Annotated in this window: 13 protein-coding genes; 8 read left to right on the top strand and 5 right to left on the bottom strand. The window is 46.0% G+C overall.

Annotation, left to right across the window (positions count from 1 at the left end):
• Positions 1-138 precede the first annotated feature (138 nt).
• Positions 139-1,530 carry a phosphoglucosamine mutase gene (glmM, locus tag ABDW72_RS15875; RefSeq protein WP_347159578.1) on the bottom strand — a complete coding sequence of 464 codons (1,392 nt, stop codon included), beginning with the start codon at positions 1,528-1,530 and terminating at the stop codon, positions 139-141.
• A gap of 170 nt (positions 1,531-1,700) precedes the next feature.
• On the opposite strand from glmM, the gene mazG reads away from it, so the two are divergent.
• The 8 genes from mazG to ABDW72_RS15835 all read left to right on the top strand — a co-directional run bounded on the left by mazG (position 1,701) and on the right by ABDW72_RS15835 (position 9,896).
• On the top strand, positions 1,701-2,510 hold the full coding sequence (gene mazG, locus ABDW72_RS15870) for a nucleoside triphosphate pyrophosphohydrolase (protein WP_347159577.1): 810 nt from the start codon (positions 1,701-1,703) through the stop codon (positions 2,508-2,510).
• Between the two features lie 501 nt (positions 2,511-3,011).
• On the top strand, positions 3,012-3,878 hold the full coding sequence (locus tag ABDW72_RS15865) for a MotA/TolQ/ExbB proton channel family protein (RefSeq protein ID WP_347159576.1): 867 nt from the start codon (positions 3,012-3,014) through the stop codon (positions 3,876-3,878).
• Between the two features lie 15 nt (positions 3,879-3,893).
• Positions 3,894-4,505, top strand: a complete 612-nt coding sequence (locus ABDW72_RS15860; protein WP_347159575.1) for an ExbD/TolR family protein — start codon at positions 3,894-3,896, stop codon at positions 4,503-4,505.
• Between the two features lie 15 nt (positions 4,506-4,520).
• A complete protein-coding gene (locus ABDW72_RS15855; protein ID WP_347159574.1) occupies positions 4,521-5,048 on the top strand; it encodes an ExbD/TolR family protein in 528 nt (175 codons plus the stop codon).
• Positions 5,049-5,051: 3 nt separating this feature from the next.
• Complete coding sequence (locus ABDW72_RS15850) at positions 5,052-5,876, top strand: energy transducer TonB (protein ID WP_347159573.1); 825 nt, start codon at positions 5,052-5,054, stop codon at positions 5,874-5,876.
• A gap of 188 nt (positions 5,877-6,064) precedes the next feature.
• Positions 6,065-6,892 carry an energy transducer TonB gene (locus tag ABDW72_RS15845; RefSeq protein ID WP_347159572.1) on the top strand — a complete coding sequence of 276 codons (828 nt, stop codon included), beginning with the start codon at positions 6,065-6,067 and terminating at the stop codon, positions 6,890-6,892.
• 369 nt (positions 6,893-7,261) lie between these two features.
• Positions 7,262-8,200 carry a PstS family phosphate ABC transporter substrate-binding protein gene (locus tag ABDW72_RS15840; RefSeq protein WP_347159571.1) on the top strand — a complete coding sequence of 313 codons (939 nt, stop codon included), beginning with the start codon at positions 7,262-7,264 and terminating at the stop codon, positions 8,198-8,200.
• A gap of 55 nt (positions 8,201-8,255) precedes the next feature.
• Positions 8,256-9,896 (top strand): tetratricopeptide repeat protein, encoded by a 1,641-nt coding sequence (locus ABDW72_RS15835; RefSeq protein WP_347159570.1) that lies wholly within the window; start codon positions 8,256-8,258, stop codon positions 9,894-9,896.
• 331 nt (positions 9,897-10,227) lie between these two features.
• On the opposite strand, the gene ABDW72_RS15830 is transcribed toward ABDW72_RS15835, so the two are convergent.
• The 4 genes from ABDW72_RS15830 to bamA all read right to left on the bottom strand — a co-directional run bounded on the left by ABDW72_RS15830 (position 10,228) and on the right by bamA (position 15,123).
• Positions 10,228-11,280, bottom strand: coding sequence for an RluA family pseudouridine synthase (locus ABDW72_RS15830; protein ID WP_347159569.1), 1,053 nt, complete (start codon positions 11,278-11,280; stop codon positions 10,228-10,230).
• 67 nt (positions 11,281-11,347) lie between these two features.
• Positions 11,348-11,968, bottom strand: a complete 621-nt coding sequence (locus ABDW72_RS15825; protein WP_347159568.1) for an OmpH/Skp family outer membrane protein — start codon at positions 11,966-11,968, stop codon at positions 11,348-11,350.
• A gap of 25 nt (positions 11,969-11,993) precedes the next feature.
• Positions 11,994-12,668 (bottom strand): OmpH/Skp family outer membrane protein, encoded by a 675-nt coding sequence (locus tag ABDW72_RS15820; RefSeq protein ID WP_347159567.1) that lies wholly within the window; start codon positions 12,666-12,668, stop codon positions 11,994-11,996.
• 13 nt (positions 12,669-12,681) lie between these two features.
• Complete coding sequence (bamA, locus tag ABDW72_RS15815; protein ID WP_347159566.1) at positions 12,682-15,123, bottom strand: outer membrane protein assembly factor BamA; 2,442 nt, start codon at positions 15,121-15,123, stop codon at positions 12,682-12,684.
• Positions 15,124-15,132 lie beyond the last annotated feature (9 nt).

Raw genomic sequence — 15,132 nt, 5'->3', positions numbered from 1 at the left:
AAGCTTTACTTTAAGTTCTGTTTCTATTCAACTGTTTCAGCACAAAAAAAAGTTGCGCCACAGGCCGAGATTATCTCGTTTCTGTGGCGCAACAAGTTTGGTTACGGTAAACAAGTATGGCTACAACAACACATAGGACTATGCTTTAACAGAAATAATTTCTTTGATGTCTGTGATGATTTTATTGGCCAGGTGCTCTGCCGTAGCATTGCTATCGGACTCGGCATAGATGCGGATAATGGGCTCCGTGTTGGACTTGCGCAGGTGCACCCACTCTTTATCAAACTCGATCTTAACACCATCGATGGTGTTGATAGGCTGTTTGGCGTAGCGCTCCTGCATCTGGCGCAGCACCTCATCCACATTCACCTCCGGTGTCAGTTCTATTTTATTTTTAGAGATAAAGTAATTGGGGTAAGAGGCTCGCAGGCGTGTCATACTTTTACCGGACTTCGCCAGGTGCGACAGGAACAGCGCAATGCCTACTAAGGCGTCGCGGCCATAGTGCAGCTCCGGGTAAATGATGCCCCCGTTGCCCTCTCCGCCGATAACAGCATTGGTTTCCTTCATCTTGTTAACCACGTTCACCTCGCCCACAGCCGCAGCATTGTATTCGCCACCCGCTTTCTCCGTTACATCGCGCAAGGCACGGGTAGAGGAAAGGTTTGATACGGTATTGCCTTTCTGGTGCTGCAGCACGTAATCGGCCACTGCTACCAACGTATATTCTTCGCCAAACATACTGCCGTCTTCGTTTACCAGCGCCAGGCGGTCCACGTCCGGGTCCACCACAATGCCCAGGTCAAACTTGCCTTTCTCGATCACCTTCGATATCTCGCGTAGGTTTTCAGGCAACGGCTCCGGGTTATGCGCAAAATTACCGTCAGGCTCGCAGAACAGCTTTTCTATTTTAGTAACGCCCAGTGCTTCAAGCAGCATCGGCACAGCAAAGCCCCCGCTGGAGTTCACGGCATCTACCACCACGCGAAAGCCTTTGGCTTTTATGGCGGCTGCATCTACCAGCGGCAGTTCCAGGATAGCTTTGATATGTTTTTTCAGGGCATTCTCACTTTGCTTATACTTGCCCAGGTCATTTACCTGCGCAAATTCAAAGGTCTCCTGCGCTGCAACATCCAGCACCTGCTTGCCATCTTCATCTGAAATAAACTCCCCGTACTGGTTGAGCAACTTCAGGGCATTCCACTGCTTAGGGTTATGGCTGGCCGTAAGTATAATGCCGCCACCTGCCTTTTTAGCAGGCACCGCCAGTTCTACGGTAGGCGTGGTAGATAGCCCTACATCTATTACATGTATGCCCAAGCCCTGCAATGTTGCGCATACCAGTTTATTTACCATCTCCCCGGAGATACGTGCATCGCGGCCAACAACTACTGTATTCTTACCTGTAGTCTGCAGCACCCACGATCCGAAAGCAGCAGCAAATTTTACTACATCCAAAGGTGTAAGACCTTCTCCGGCCTTCCCGCCAATTGTCCCGCGTATTCCTGAAATCGATTTTATTAAAGCCACTCGTCGTAAATTTTACCCCGGCAAAAGTAATTATTTTAGTTATACTTTTAGCACATTTCTTGCCAATCCTTGTGCCTCGCTATGTACTTTGTACCCTCCTTAAAGGTTGCCGTCCACAAAATCCTGAAAGCGGAGAAGCATCGATGGCATTTATAAGTATATTTGCTTATATGGAAAAGACCTATTTCGAGGACAGCCCGCGTGGCAGGCAGTTACAAGCATTTGACCGCCTGCTGAATGTGATGGACGATTTACGCGAGAAGTGCCCCTGGGACCGCAAGCAGACCATGGAAAGCTTACGGCATTTAACCATTGAAGAAACATACGAACTCTCGGATGCCATACTGAAAGGAGACTTACAGGAAGTAAAAAAGGAACTGGGTGACGTGATGCTGCACCTGATCTTTTACGCTAAGATAGGTGCTGAGAAAAATGACTTTGATATAGCAGACGTACTACATGCCCAATGCGACAAGCTGATTTTCCGGCACCCGCACATTTACGGCGACGCCAAAGCCGAAACAGAAGAGCAGGTAAAGCAAAATTGGGAGAAGCTTAAATTAAAGGAAGGCAACAAATCAGTGCTTGGCGGCGTACCCACCTCTTTACCAGCACTGGTAAAAGCCATGCGCATACAGGAGAAAGCCCGCGGTGCCGGTTTTGACTGGGACGAAAAAGCGCAGGTGTGGGAGAAAGTACAGGAGGAACTAACCGAATTTGAACAGGAGTTTAACCTACCGGAAGGAACACCTGTAAATAAAACCCTGGCTACTGCAGAGTTTGGCGACCTGCTGTTTTCACTCATCAATTTTGCCCGCTTTATTGATATTAGCCCGGAAGAAGCCTTAGAAAGAACGAACCTGAAGTTTATAGAACGCTTCCAGTATATGGAAACAGAAGCAGCTAAGGAAGGAAAGAAGCTACAGGACATGAGCCTGAAAGAAATGGATTTCTACTGGAATGAGGCAAAAAAGAAGTAGGCTTGCATACGTCTTTCAAAAAAAACAGCTATATTTAAAACACTTTTTTCCAAAATAAACGGTATAACGGCTTTAAAGAGCTTTATTCATAAACTTAAAATATACCTGCTGCTTGTAAGTTTCTCTGCCTGTACTTCATAATATTTAGTCAGAATGTAAGCAGCGGAGGCCTTAAATCTCGTAATTAATATTAGAAGCGCTCTTTAACCCTGAGGCAGAAAAGGCAGCGTTATTTAATGTTTGTACTTTGAATAAAATTTTAATATCGATAGTTTTGTAAGAGGGGCTGTAGTTCCTGCAGGTTTTCGGAGATAGGTAAAAAGCTTTTAGCTGCTATAATTCCGATGAAATTTTAAAAAATCATACTTGTTCTGTTTGAAAACTGAAGAAAAAGCAGAAATTGCAATTTCATAAAAGAACTAAATCAAAAACAATTACATTTCATATTTATCCAAACAATTTTATTACAACACAAACAGCTAAACTTTAAACTTTAAAAAAATGGAAAAAAAGACTGCAGTAGTAAGCAAAAATGCTAATGTAGAAGCAAAGAGCAGCCCTGCTGGCTCTCTATTTGCCACTATCGTAATTCCGCTGGCGATTATCGCATGTATCCTGATTTATATGTTTGTTCTAGGCAACCCGAACAACTTTGAAGGGGGCACTACCGAAGGACACGCCCTCCCTGGCAACTACCTTGGCATTGTATACAAAGGTGGTTTTGTTGTACCTATTCTGATGTCGCTTGTACTGATGGTGTTTATCTTCTCTATTGAGCGCGTACTCACTATCAGCAAAGCAACTGGTACTAAAAGCGTGCCTGCCTTCGTGCGCACGATCTCTGCCAAACTGAATCAACGTGATATTACCGGCGCTATGGCTGCTTGTGATGCACAGAAAGGTTCTGTAGCGAACGTAGTAAAAGCTGGCTTGATCAAGTATAGAGAGATGCAAAATGAGCCGGAACTGTTGAAAGCAGAGAAAATAGCAGCTATCCAGAAAGAGATTGAAGAATCTACTGCGCTGGAATTGCCTATGCTGGAGAAAAACCTGGTAGTTATTTCTACTATCGCTTCTATCTCAACGCTGACAGGTCTGATTGGTACAGTACTTGGTATGATCAAAGCGTTTGCGGCCCTTGCAACATCAGGTAACCCGGATGCAACACAGCTGTCAAACGGTATCTCTGAGGCCTTGATTAACACAGCTATTGGTATTACAGGTTCTGCACTCGCCATCATTGCTTACAACTACTTCACAAGCAAAATCGACGAGTTGACTTATAGCATTGACGAAGCTGGTTTCAGCATCATCTCTACTTTCGCAGCGCAGCATGATGCGGCTCCGGTAAGCAAACAAACTGTTTAATTGATCTAATACAAAATGCCTAAAGTTAAAGTAAAACGAAACAACCCCTCTCTGGACATGACACCCATGGTGGACCTGGGCTTCTTGTTGGTTACTTTCTTTATGCTGACGGCTACAATGAAACCAGATGAAGTTGTGGTGGTTGACACCCCTTCGTCTATTTCAGACCGAAAAATTCCGGATTCGAATGTGATTACCATCTCCATCGATAAGGATAACCGGGTTTTTTATAACGTAGACGGCCAGCAGACAAAGAATAAGCTGATCGATAAGATAGCAGGCAAGTATGGTGTTAGCTTCACCGACGAGGAGAAAAAGACTTTTGCACTCATGGGCGACTTCGGTGTTCCTATCGCGCAGTTAAAGTCTTTCCTGGACATGCCTAATTCCCAGCGCAAAAAAGTACAGCAGCCGGGCATTCCGATCGACTCTTTGCATAATGAACTTGGGGACTGGGTGCTGCAAACACGCTTGTCAAATCCCAAGGTAATTATTGCCATCAAAGGAGACGTAGATGTAAATTATGAAACGGTTCAGCAGGTGATCAATACCTTGCAGGATAAGAAGGTTAACCGCTTTAACCTGATTACCGACATGGAAGCGAAACCTACTGGTATGAACCTCTAAAGAAAGGAAAAAGAAATGGCAGAAGTACAACAGCAGGCCGACTCCGGTAAGGGAGGTAAGAAACGTGCCAAGAAAATGTCAACCAAAATTGACATGACGCCCATGGTGGACCTTGCCTTCCTTCTATTAACCTTCTTCATGCTGACTACCACGTTCAGTAAGCCGCAGACCATGGAAATTAACATGCCTGTGAAGCCAGAGAACGAGGACGAGCAGATTGCTCTGAAAGCCAGTAATGCGATGACTATTGTGCTTGGCGATAATGATAAGCTTTTTTACTACTTCGGCTTGGGCGACCCGGCAGAAAACCCTGAAGTAGTGGAAACAGATTATTCCGCTAACGGCATCCGTAAAGTTCTGACATCTCCAAAAGTAAAAGGAAATGAGAAGATGACGGTTATGATCAAGCCTATGGATACATCGCGCTACAAGAATGTGGTTGATATACTGGATGAGTTAAAGATCACGGATACACGAAAGTTTGCTCTTGTTAAGATTACCGACAACGACAAACAATTGATAGAGACTAAAACAGGACAATAAGATATGGAAGCAAGTAAGTTAGCTAAAGCATCGCTTGATGACATCGTCTTTGAAGGACGGAACAAAGCTTATGGTGCTTACCTAATTCGCAGGCTGTACAACTCGCATATCATTAAAGCCGCTATCATTGCTACACTCTTATTCTTGCTTTTCATCAGCATACCGCTGATCAAGCGCATGATACAGGGTGATCAGGAAGAGGTAGTGCAGGATCGGGTTATTACAGAAGTAGAATTAGCGCAACCACCACCACTGGAAGAGAACACGCCGCCACCGCCGCCGCCGCCACCGGATCTTCCGCCGCCACCACCACCAGTAAGGGAAACTGTAAAGTATACCCCACCAGTAGTGAAGCGTGACGAAGAAGTACGGGAAGAGGAAGAAGTGCCGGATGTAGAAAAACTGGCGGAAGTAGACGCAGGTGTAAAAACTGTGGAAGGCAGCAAAGATGCGCCACCGGATTTAGGTGATATTGATGGCACGAGCAACGTAGTTGCGGAAGCCGTTGAAGAAAAGCCTTACACCTATGTAGAACAGATGCCGTCTTTCCCTGGAGGTGAGCAGGAAATGCTTAAATACCTGGCTAAGAACATCCGCTACCCTGCCGCCGCACAACGTGCCGGCGTAGAAGGTCTGGTAGTACTTTCGTTCGTAGTAAGCAAAACAGGTGAGATCTCTGAGATTCAGGTAATTAAAAACCTGGGTGCCGGTACCGACGAAGAAGCGATGCGCGTTGTGAAAACAATGCCTAAGTGGTCGCCTGGTAAGCAAAACGGTAGAGCAGTACCTGTACGCTATACCTTACCAGTTCGCTTTACAATAAAGTAATAGCAAGTATAAACAAAAAAGCCCTCCCGCTACCGGGAGGGCTTTTTTGTTTATACTTGCTAGAAAAGTCGTCAGCATGCATACTATTTCAGTATAAATGCGTATATTCATCTACCTATTGTACAAACCTTAATTCTATTACCCCTATGCACAGCAGTTAATTGTTTCATCTATAAACCACACAGCCCATGGAAAAGAGCTATTTATTCAGCAGCACATTTAATAATGTGGTGTTCAGAGGCCGAAATAAAGCGTATGGCGCATATGTACTGCGTAACACCTACAGCAGGCACATAACGATGGCAGCTATTTTAGCAATAATTACTTTTTCAGGGGCACTGGTCGAACCGCTGCTGCAGGACATGATCTTTGGAGAACCGGTGAAGTATGTAAAGCCGGAATACAAGATCAAAGACCCAATAACTATCATGTTACCACCCACTCCCGAGATAAAAGAACCGGTGGTAGAATCACAACCAGCTGTAAAGCAAAAGGTAAAAACGGCGCCTTATACCGCAACGAAGATAGTACCAGATGATGCGCCGGAGCCGACCAGAGAACTGGCGACACAGGAGGAACTCAAACATGCTGTGATTGGCACCCAAAGTATAGATGGAGAAGCACTGGATATACCTGAGCCGCCTATGCCACCCACCCCAGCAGCTGCAGGTGCGGGAGTAAGAGGCACCGGCACAACTGAAAAGGCCTTCTTAAGCGTAGACCAAATGCCGATGTTTGCAGGCGGTGATGCGGCGCTCTTTAAGTACCTAGGTAATAACATTAATTATCCGGCAAGAGCAAAGCAGGCAGGTGTAGAAGGCCTCGTGGTCGTTACGTTTGTAGTGGCCGCCAATGGCGATATTCAGGATGTAACGGTGCTCAAAGGATTGGGGTACGGAACCGATGAAGAGGCCATGCGGGTAATTGAGCACATGCCGGCCTGGACACCCGGAAGGCAGAATGGAAGAGCAGTACCGGTTCGCTATACGTTGCCGATCCGGTTTAATTTAAAATAAAAGTTAAAGTTTAGCAGGTTAAGGCAGAAGCAACAAACCAGTTTTGTAAGCTTCTGCTTTCTTTTTTGTAGCATTAGCGTTATTTTTAAGGGTTAAACTCAGAAACAGAAAGGACACCAGCAATGCAAAGACGAAAAGATGACAATTCGTCGGTAAAGTTCTTCAATAAGTTTGCACGGTGGTTCGCCATGCTTATGACGCTGCTGTACGTGTGCCTAGGCTTATTTATTTTACTTGCCGATCAACAAAAACTAAATCTGAATATTCCTTCTACCGTTAAAACTATATTAGGAGGAGTGCTCATTTTATATGGCGTTTTAAGGTTTGTACGGGCTTACCAAAGTGGTTCTAAAAGAGATGATAGAAAGTATGAAGATTAAAATATCGCCTACCCTGCTGGCTATTGCGCTGGCAGCATTAACCGCCTGTGGTGGCGCAGGAGAGATCGAGAACACCCCTACGACGGGCAACGCCACCCTTTCGGCTGACGAGTCGTTTCAGCCGATCATTGAGTCGCAGGTAAATACCTTTGAAGCTATCTACAAGTATGCTCATTTAGATGCGACGTATGCACCGGAAGGAACAGTAATTGACAACCTGCTGAAAGATAGCACCCAAACCGCTGTACTGACAAGAGAGCTGACGCCAGAGGAAAAAGCAGTGTTCGACAAGCGGAAGATCATACCGCGAACGACTAAAATAGCGATAGATGCAATTGCTCTGATTGTACATAACGATAACCCGGACTCGCTGCTAACATTAGACCAGGTAAAAGACATTTTCAGCGGAAAAATTAAGAGCTGGAAAGAAATAGATGACAAAGGCAATCCGGGCAATATCACCATCGTATTCGATAATAATAACTCTAGTACCAGTCGTTACGTAAGGGATTCTTTGACAGCAGATCATAAATTACCAGAAAACACGTTTGCTTCAAAATCACACAAGGCGCTGATAGATTATGTGTCGCAGAATAAAAATGCGCTGGGTGTGATTGGCGTAAACTGGATAAGCGACTTAGACGATTCTACAGCAGTAGGTTTTCTCAAAAAGATAAAGGTGATCGGTATCAGCACAGATCCAAATCCGGTTACAACAGAAAGTTACTACCAGCCTTACCAGGCTTATATTGCACAGGGCACTTACCCGCTGCGGCGGTTCGTATATATTGTGAATACGGAAGGCCGTGCAGGACTTGGCACAGGTTTTGTTTCATTTGTAGCAGGAGACAAAGGACAGCGCATTATGCTGAAATCTGGATTAGTACCTGCCACCATGCCAGTGCGTGTGATTGGATTGAATAACTAGAAGCCTTTATCTTTCATAATCTAAACAACTAGCAAATAACTAAACTTTAATTACAATGACGAACAACTGGAAGTACATCGTTCTGATGGGTGTAGCCCTGCCAACTACAGCTGCGCTGGCTCAATCAGGTGATGCGGGCAGAAGAGCCGTTGACTTAGAGCGATATCAACAAGCTAAATCCATCTATAAATCTCAGCTAAACGATAAAAAACAGGCCGATAACGCTTACTTTTCTTTAGGCGATATTTACCTGAGAACAGAGAAGCCAGACTCAGCAGCCTATTACTTTAACCAGGGTATAGCAAACGATTCTAAGTCGTATATCAATTATGTAGGCTTAGGTAAGCTGGCAATGCAGAACGGAAACCAGCAAGCTGCCGAACAGCAGTTTGACAAGGCGCTGAGTGGCAAAGGCAAAAAAGACCCACATGTGCTGGCAATGGTTGGTGAAGCTTACGTGGAAGCGCCAAACGCGACAGATGCACAGATCAAGAAAGGTATTGATTACCTGAAGCAGTCCCTGGACCGCGAAAGCAATAACCCTGTGGCGAACGTTATTTTGGGTGATGCCTACCTGAAGTTGAAAAATGGTGGCGAGGCAATGTCTGCTTACGACAGAGCAATTCAGCAGGATGGAAAATATGCCAAAGCGTACCTGCGTAAAGGACAGCTCTTTACCAGTTCCCGTAACTTCCCTGAAGCAGAAAAAGCGTTTCAGCAGGCTACTTCCATTGACCCGAACTACGCCCCTGTTTACCGCGACCTGGGTGAGCTTTATTACTTTGCCGGACAGTATGATAAAGCCCTTTCTACATTCAAGAAGTATGTAGACATGGCGGAGGATACGCCTGAAACACGCGCCAAGTATGCGTCTTTCCTGTTCCTGACCAAGAACTACGAGCAAACCCTGCAAGAAGCTGAAAAGGTATTGCAGCAAGATCCTAAGAATATCACCATGAATCGCCTGCGGGCTTATTCTTATCTGGAGTTAAAGCAGCCGGAAAAAGCATTGCAAGCGATGGAGCAGTACCTGCAGATGGTAGGTCCGCAAAAGATGATTGCGCAGGATTATGAGTACTATGGCAGAATACTGGCGAAAAACAACCAGACCGATAAGGCCATTGAGAACCTGGAGAAAGCACTGCAAATGGACTCTACTAAAGTAGACCTGTACCAGGAACTGGCCAATGTTTATACCAAAGCCAACAATTATGACAAGGCGATTGAGGTATATAACAGAAAGCGCGAAACGGTGGAGCCATCAAATGCTGACTTCTACTATATGGGTAACATCTATATGGCCGCAGGTGAAGACATGAACAAGGCCGGCAATGCGCAGAAAGCAAATGAGTACTTTAAGCAGGCTGATTCGACTTATGCGAACGTAACACAGAGTAATCCGACATATGCCTATGGCTTCCTGTGGAGAGCACGTGCCAACGCCAGTCAGGACCCTGAAACAGAGCAAGGTCTTGCTAAGCCTTACTATGAGGAGTTTATCAAGCAGGCCAGCACTGAACCTGACAAGTATAAGCGTGATTTGATCGAGGCAAACTCATACTTAGGGTACTACTATTACCTAAAAGGCGACCGCCCGAATGCTACGAAATACTGGACAGAAGTTAAAACCTTAGATCCAGCCAACGAGCAGGCGGCTACAGCTCTTGCAGAGATCAACAAAACAAAGAAGAAGTAATTCATCTTAATCCATACTAGAAGCGCCCGCTCTGAATCAGAGCGGGCGCTTTTGCATTGGGTACCTTTCTATCATATACGGGTAAGCACCTTAGCATTCAGTCAGACTACAGCAACACTCCTACTGCTGCCTAAAGTATAGATGTAAGCATCGCTGCTCCTTTTATACCTGTTTTTATTATACCTGAAATATGGACCCGCTTAGTTTTAGCCACCTAAGCAGTAAGACTACGCCGAGCTGTAGTTGTCACTACTTCCACTACACTCATGCCTTTGGGCCACAGGAAGCGTAATAGCCAGGAAAGTATAGTACAAAGAAGTATAAATAGTAGTTACTGGCCTTCGTACAACTCCCATTTTTCCAGAACGGCCTTAAAGTCATCCGGAAGTTCTGAGTTGAAGTGTAGGTATTCTTTGGTTACCGGATGTATAAACCCTAAGGATTTAGCATGCAGCGCTTGCCGGGGCATCAGCTTAAATGCATTCTCTACAAAAGATTTATACGTACCATTTGGCATGCCTTGTAGGATTTTATCCCCGCCGTAAGTCGCGTCCGAGAACAGTGGATGACCGATATGCTTCATATGAGCCCTGATCTGGTGTGTGCGTCCTGTTTCCAGATTACACTGCAGCAGCGACACGTATTTGAAGCGGCGCAGCACCTTGTAATGGGTTACGGCATGTTTGCCATAGTCGCCGGCGGGGTAAACGGACATCACCTTTCTGTCTTTCACACTACGGCCTACGTGGCCTGTTACAGTGCCGGCATCCTCTTTGGGCACTCCCCATACTAGTGCATAATAGGTCCGCTCTATAGTATGCTTAAAGAACTGCTTAGCCAGGAACGCCATACTATACTCTGTTTTGGCAATCACGAGCAAACCTGAAGTGTCTTTGTCGATACGGTGCACCAGGCCGGGGCGACCTTCTCCGTTGCGAGCTGTTGGCAGGTTCTGAAGGTAGTAGACGAGGGCATTCACCAGCGTACCCGTCCAGTTGTTAAAAGCCGGATGCACTACCATACCCGCTGGCTTATTTACCAGCAGCAGCTCGTCATCCTCATACACAATCTCCAACGGAATGTTTTCGGGCTCTATATGCGTGTCGCGTGGGGGCTCTGCCAGCGTTACCGTAATCAGGTCCTGCGGCTTCACTTTATAGCTTACCTTCACGGCCTTCTGGTTCACCTGCACCGACTCAGAACGGATTGCTTCCTGTAGCTTGTTCCGGGTTACATTTGGCAAGCGGTCCATCAAAAATTTATCGAGCCGTAGCAGCGCCTGGCCTTTATCCACCACAATACGGTGATGCTCGTACAACTCGTCAGAGTCCTCTGTGCTGCTATTCTGTTCCTGATCTATAAAGTCAATCACCTTTACTAACATCTGGATAAAAAAAGAAAGCCGCAGTAAAAACAACGGCTTTCAGCAATTATGAAATTGATTCGCGTGCTTACTGCTTCTTTTTAGAAGATTTAGCTGGCGTTTTAACAGGAGACTGTGCTGGTGCGGCCGTTGGATTAGCTGCGGCTGGAGCCGGCTCCGGCTGCACTTTAGAAGGATCAACGCCTAATTTCTTAAGCACTAGCGGCGAGATGTCGCCACCTTCTGGACCAGCTAAAAGCGCCTGGTTGCTGATAACATAAGTATAGCCATTTTCTTTAGCTACATCTTTAATAGCCTTGTCTATCTTAGCGATAACCGGGTCTACCAAAGACTTCTCCTTTGCTTGCAGCGATGTTTGGGCATTACGCTGAAACTCTTGGATAGAGTTGTTCATGTTCATCAACTCTTTTTCTTTGTCATCACGGATTGTCTTGTCCATGGTGGCAGCACCTTTCTGGTAAGCATCCACTTTAGCCTGATACTCGGTATACTTTGCCTGTAACTGGTTCTCCAGCTGCGTGCTGTGTGTTTTCAACTCAGACTCTATTTGCTTGCTTTCAGGCAATTGCATCAGGATGTATTCCACGTTTGTGTAACCAAACTTTAAAGGCTGGTCGTTGCTTTGTGCGAAAGAGGCAAAGCTGATCAGTAAAAAGGCTGCTACTAAGGTTCTGATTTTGTTCATCATTGGTTGTTAATTATTGATTCAGGGTTTAGTTATTAGACTTCTTCTTCTTGGTCGCCGGTTTCTTTTGCTGCATATTCTGCTGCTGAGCCGGTATATTTTCCTGTTCTAGTGTATCCGTTTCCGGTAAGTTTTCCGGCTGATCGATAATTGCTCCGGCGGGCTGCTGGCCCGGTGTATTCTGCTGGGGTGTTGCCAGTCCGAGTTCTTCCAGCACATACTCTGTATAGTCATGCACCGGGTTAGTATAAATCATCACCAGGTCACCGGATTTATCAAATACGATCTGCAGACCTTTGGCTTTCGCCACTTTCTCCACAGCTGTAAAAACCTCATCCTGTACAGGGCGCATCAGGTCTTGCCGACGCTTAAACATCATGCCCTGATAGCCAAAAACCTTGCGCTGATAGTCGCGCACCTCATTTTCCTTTTTGGCTATCTCTGACTGGCGCTTGCGCTTCATTTCCTCTGTCAGCAATACTTCCTCCGCCTTGTAGTCCTGCTTCATTTTGTCGAGGTCCTGCTGCAGCCCTTCAATTTCGTGCTGCCAGTTATCGGCATATTTATCCATCTCCTGCTGCACCTTAGTATAGGCCGGCATCTTGCTCAGGATAAAGTTTGAGTCAATATAGCCAAACTTTTGTGCATGCGAAACAGACGAAAGTAAAAAGCCGGCTAAAAAGATGAACAAAAACTTTTTCATACTAATTCCTTTCCTAGCGTATCTGCTGACCTATGATAAAGTGGAACTGGCCGCGTGCCATATCCGGCTGCCCCGGGATATCATCCAGTCTCCAGCCATAGTCAAATCCAAGCAAACCAAATGCCGCCATAAAGATACGGGCACCTACACCTGCTGAGCGATACAGTTTAAAAGGCGTATATTCTTTCAACGATCCAAAGTTGTTACCAGCCTCGGCAAAAACCAATCCATAAATGGTAGCCGCCGGGTTAGGAGATATCAGGTAACGCGCCTCCAACACATACTTGTCGTACGCCACGCCACCTGCCGATAACAACGTTCTATCATCGCTGTTTACCACTTTCTCGTCGTTGTAGCCACGCAAACCAATATAATCGGTCCCTACAAAGATGTTGCCACCACCAAGGCCGGCACCACCCAGTTTAAAGCGCTCAAACGGACCTACACTTGCGGAGCCATAAGAACCCAGGAAACCAAAGTGTGCTCTGGCATTCAATACCAAATTTCCTGCCAGGTTTATAAAGTAGGAGGCATCCAACATCCATTTATTGAACTCCACATACTCATAGTTATTCTTCTTGTCTGTAAACAGCGAGTAAGGAGGCGTCAGGTTCAGGCTCAACGTGAGTGACGATCCCGTTCTTGGGAAGGTTGGATTGTCTATACTTGAGCGGGCAATTGTATTTATGAACGAGATACTGTTAGAATTACCCGTACTGAAATCTGCAAACAGTGGGTAATTGCTCAGGTTATAACGGTTATAGGACAAGGAGTGGCTCATCTGGAAATAGTTGTCCGGCCAGTTCAGGCGGCGGCCCAAGCTTACCGAAGCTCCATTTACATTCAGATGCTGATCGATGTCGTTTCCGGTGTTTTGGCGATAAACCGTTTTAAAGATGCTTACGGACAGAGAGTTTGGTTTGCGACCTCCCAGCCATGGCTCTGTAAACGACAGGGAATACGACTGGTAATACTTACCATTCGCCTGTATGTTCAGGGACAACCGCTGGCCATCACCGCTCGGAATTGGTCGCCAGGCACTCCAATCAAAGAACTTACGGGTAGAGAAGTTATTAAGCGTCAGGCCAACTGTACCTACAGCCCCAATCGGGCCGCCCCAACCACCGGATAAGCTTATCTGGTCGTTTGGTTTCTCTACTACGCTATAGTTGATGTCAACTGTACCCTCTGCCGGATTCGGGATAGGATTCAAGCCAATTTTCTCCGGGTCAAAATAGCCCAGCGCCGCCAGTTCGTTACGCGATCTGATCAGGTCATCGCGGCTATACTTCTGCCCAGGCAATGTACGCAGCTCCCGCAGGATCACGTAATCGCTGGTTTTGTCGTTGCCCGTTACGTTTACTTTGTCAATGGTAGCCTGCGCTCCTTCAAACACCTGCATCTCCAGGTCAATAGAGTCGCCTACAACTGCTACTTCCACCGGCTCGATGTTGGAGAACAAATAACCATCGTTCTGATACAATGCCGACACATCAATTCCGGCCGGATTGTAATGGAGGCGCTTGTCGAGTTCGGTCTGGTTATACACGTCCCCTTTCTTGATTCCCAACACCCTGGACAGGTAAGCATCATCGTAAATATAGTTGCCTTTCCAGGTAATATTGCGGTAGTAATAGCGCTTGCCTTCGTCTACAGTTATCTGGATTGCCAAGCGGTCATCACTTACCTTGTAAACAGAATCGGATACAATAACAGCGTCCCGGTAGCCTTGTGTATTATAGAAGTCGATCAGTTTTTGCTTGTCAGCCTCATACTCACTCTTCTGGTATTTGGAGGATGTAAATATTTTATAGAAACGCTTCTCTTTTGTCTTCTTCAGCTGCCGCTTTAGCTTTTTATCTGAAAATGCCTCGTTACCCACAATGTCAATATCGGCAATTTTCACTTTGTTGCCTTTGTCAATGGCCAGGTTCAGCACTACACTGTTGGGCAGCAAAGAATCAGGCCGCTGCGTGATGTTGGTTTTAACATTCAGGTAGCTTTTTTCCAGGTAGTAGTTGCGGATAGCGTTGCGGGTACTGTTCAGTACAGCATCCGTTACTACTTTACCACGCTGCAGGCTTATTTTTTTCTGCAGAGCTTCCTGCTGCGATTTGCTGATACCAGTAAAGGTAAACCGGGAAAGGCGCGGACGCTCTTTTAACTCAAAATTGAGGAAGATCTCGTCTCCCTCAATCTTCGTCACGTATACTTCCACATCTCCTAGTATGCCCTGGTCCCAAAGCTTCTGGATGGCACGACTGATATCCTCGCCAGGTACTGTGATCTCATCGCCCACTTTCAGGCCAGTAACGGAGATCAGCGCATTCGGATCCAAGAAGTTTGTGCCGCTCACTTTGATATCCCCAATACGATACTGTTTCGGCTGTGAATAGTCGATAGGGTTTGTTTGAGATGGGTTATTCAGAATTTGAGCCGAAGCTGTGCCTGCCATAAGCAAACA

Source organism: Pontibacter chitinilyticus, assembly GCF_039748935.1.
Taxonomy (GTDB): Bacteria; Bacteroidota; Bacteroidia; order Cytophagales; family Hymenobacteraceae; genus Pontibacter; species Pontibacter chitinilyticus.
This window is presented reverse-complemented; position numbering and strand designations above follow the sequence as displayed.

Coding starts and splice junctions, on each gene's coding strand:
- mazG (WP_347159577.1), top strand. CDS start 1,701: ATGGAAAAGACCTATTTCGAGGACAGCCCGCGTGGCAGGCAGTTACAA.
- ABDW72_RS15865 (WP_347159576.1), top strand. CDS start 3,012: ATGGAAAAAAAGACTGCAGTAGTAAGCAAAAATGCTAATGTAGAAGCA.
- ABDW72_RS15860 (WP_347159575.1), top strand. CDS start 3,894: ATGCCTAAAGTTAAAGTAAAACGAAACAACCCCTCTCTGGACATGACA.
- ABDW72_RS15855 (WP_347159574.1), top strand. CDS start 4,521: ATGGCAGAAGTACAACAGCAGGCCGACTCCGGTAAGGGAGGTAAGAAA.
- ABDW72_RS15850 (WP_347159573.1), top strand. CDS start 5,052: ATGGAAGCAAGTAAGTTAGCTAAAGCATCGCTTGATGACATCGTCTTT.
- ABDW72_RS15845 (WP_347159572.1), top strand. CDS start 6,065: ATGGAAAAGAGCTATTTATTCAGCAGCACATTTAATAATGTGGTGTTC.
- ABDW72_RS15840 (WP_347159571.1), top strand. CDS start 7,262: ATGAAGATTAAAATATCGCCTACCCTGCTGGCTATTGCGCTGGCAGCA.
- ABDW72_RS15835 (WP_347159570.1), top strand. CDS start 8,256: ATGACGAACAACTGGAAGTACATCGTTCTGATGGGTGTAGCCCTGCCA.
- ABDW72_RS15830 (WP_347159569.1), bottom strand. CDS start 11,280: ATGTTAGTAAAGGTGATTGACTTTATAGATCAGGAACAGAATAGCAGC.
- ABDW72_RS15825 (WP_347159568.1), bottom strand. CDS start 11,968: ATGATGAACAAAATCAGAACCTTAGTAGCAGCCTTTTTACTGATCAGC.
- ABDW72_RS15820 (WP_347159567.1), bottom strand. CDS start 12,668: ATGAAAAAGTTTTTGTTCATCTTTTTAGCCGGCTTTTTACTTTCGTCT.
- bamA (WP_347159566.1), bottom strand. CDS start 15,123: ATGGCAGGCACAGCTTCGGCTCAAATTCTGAATAACCCATCTCAAACA.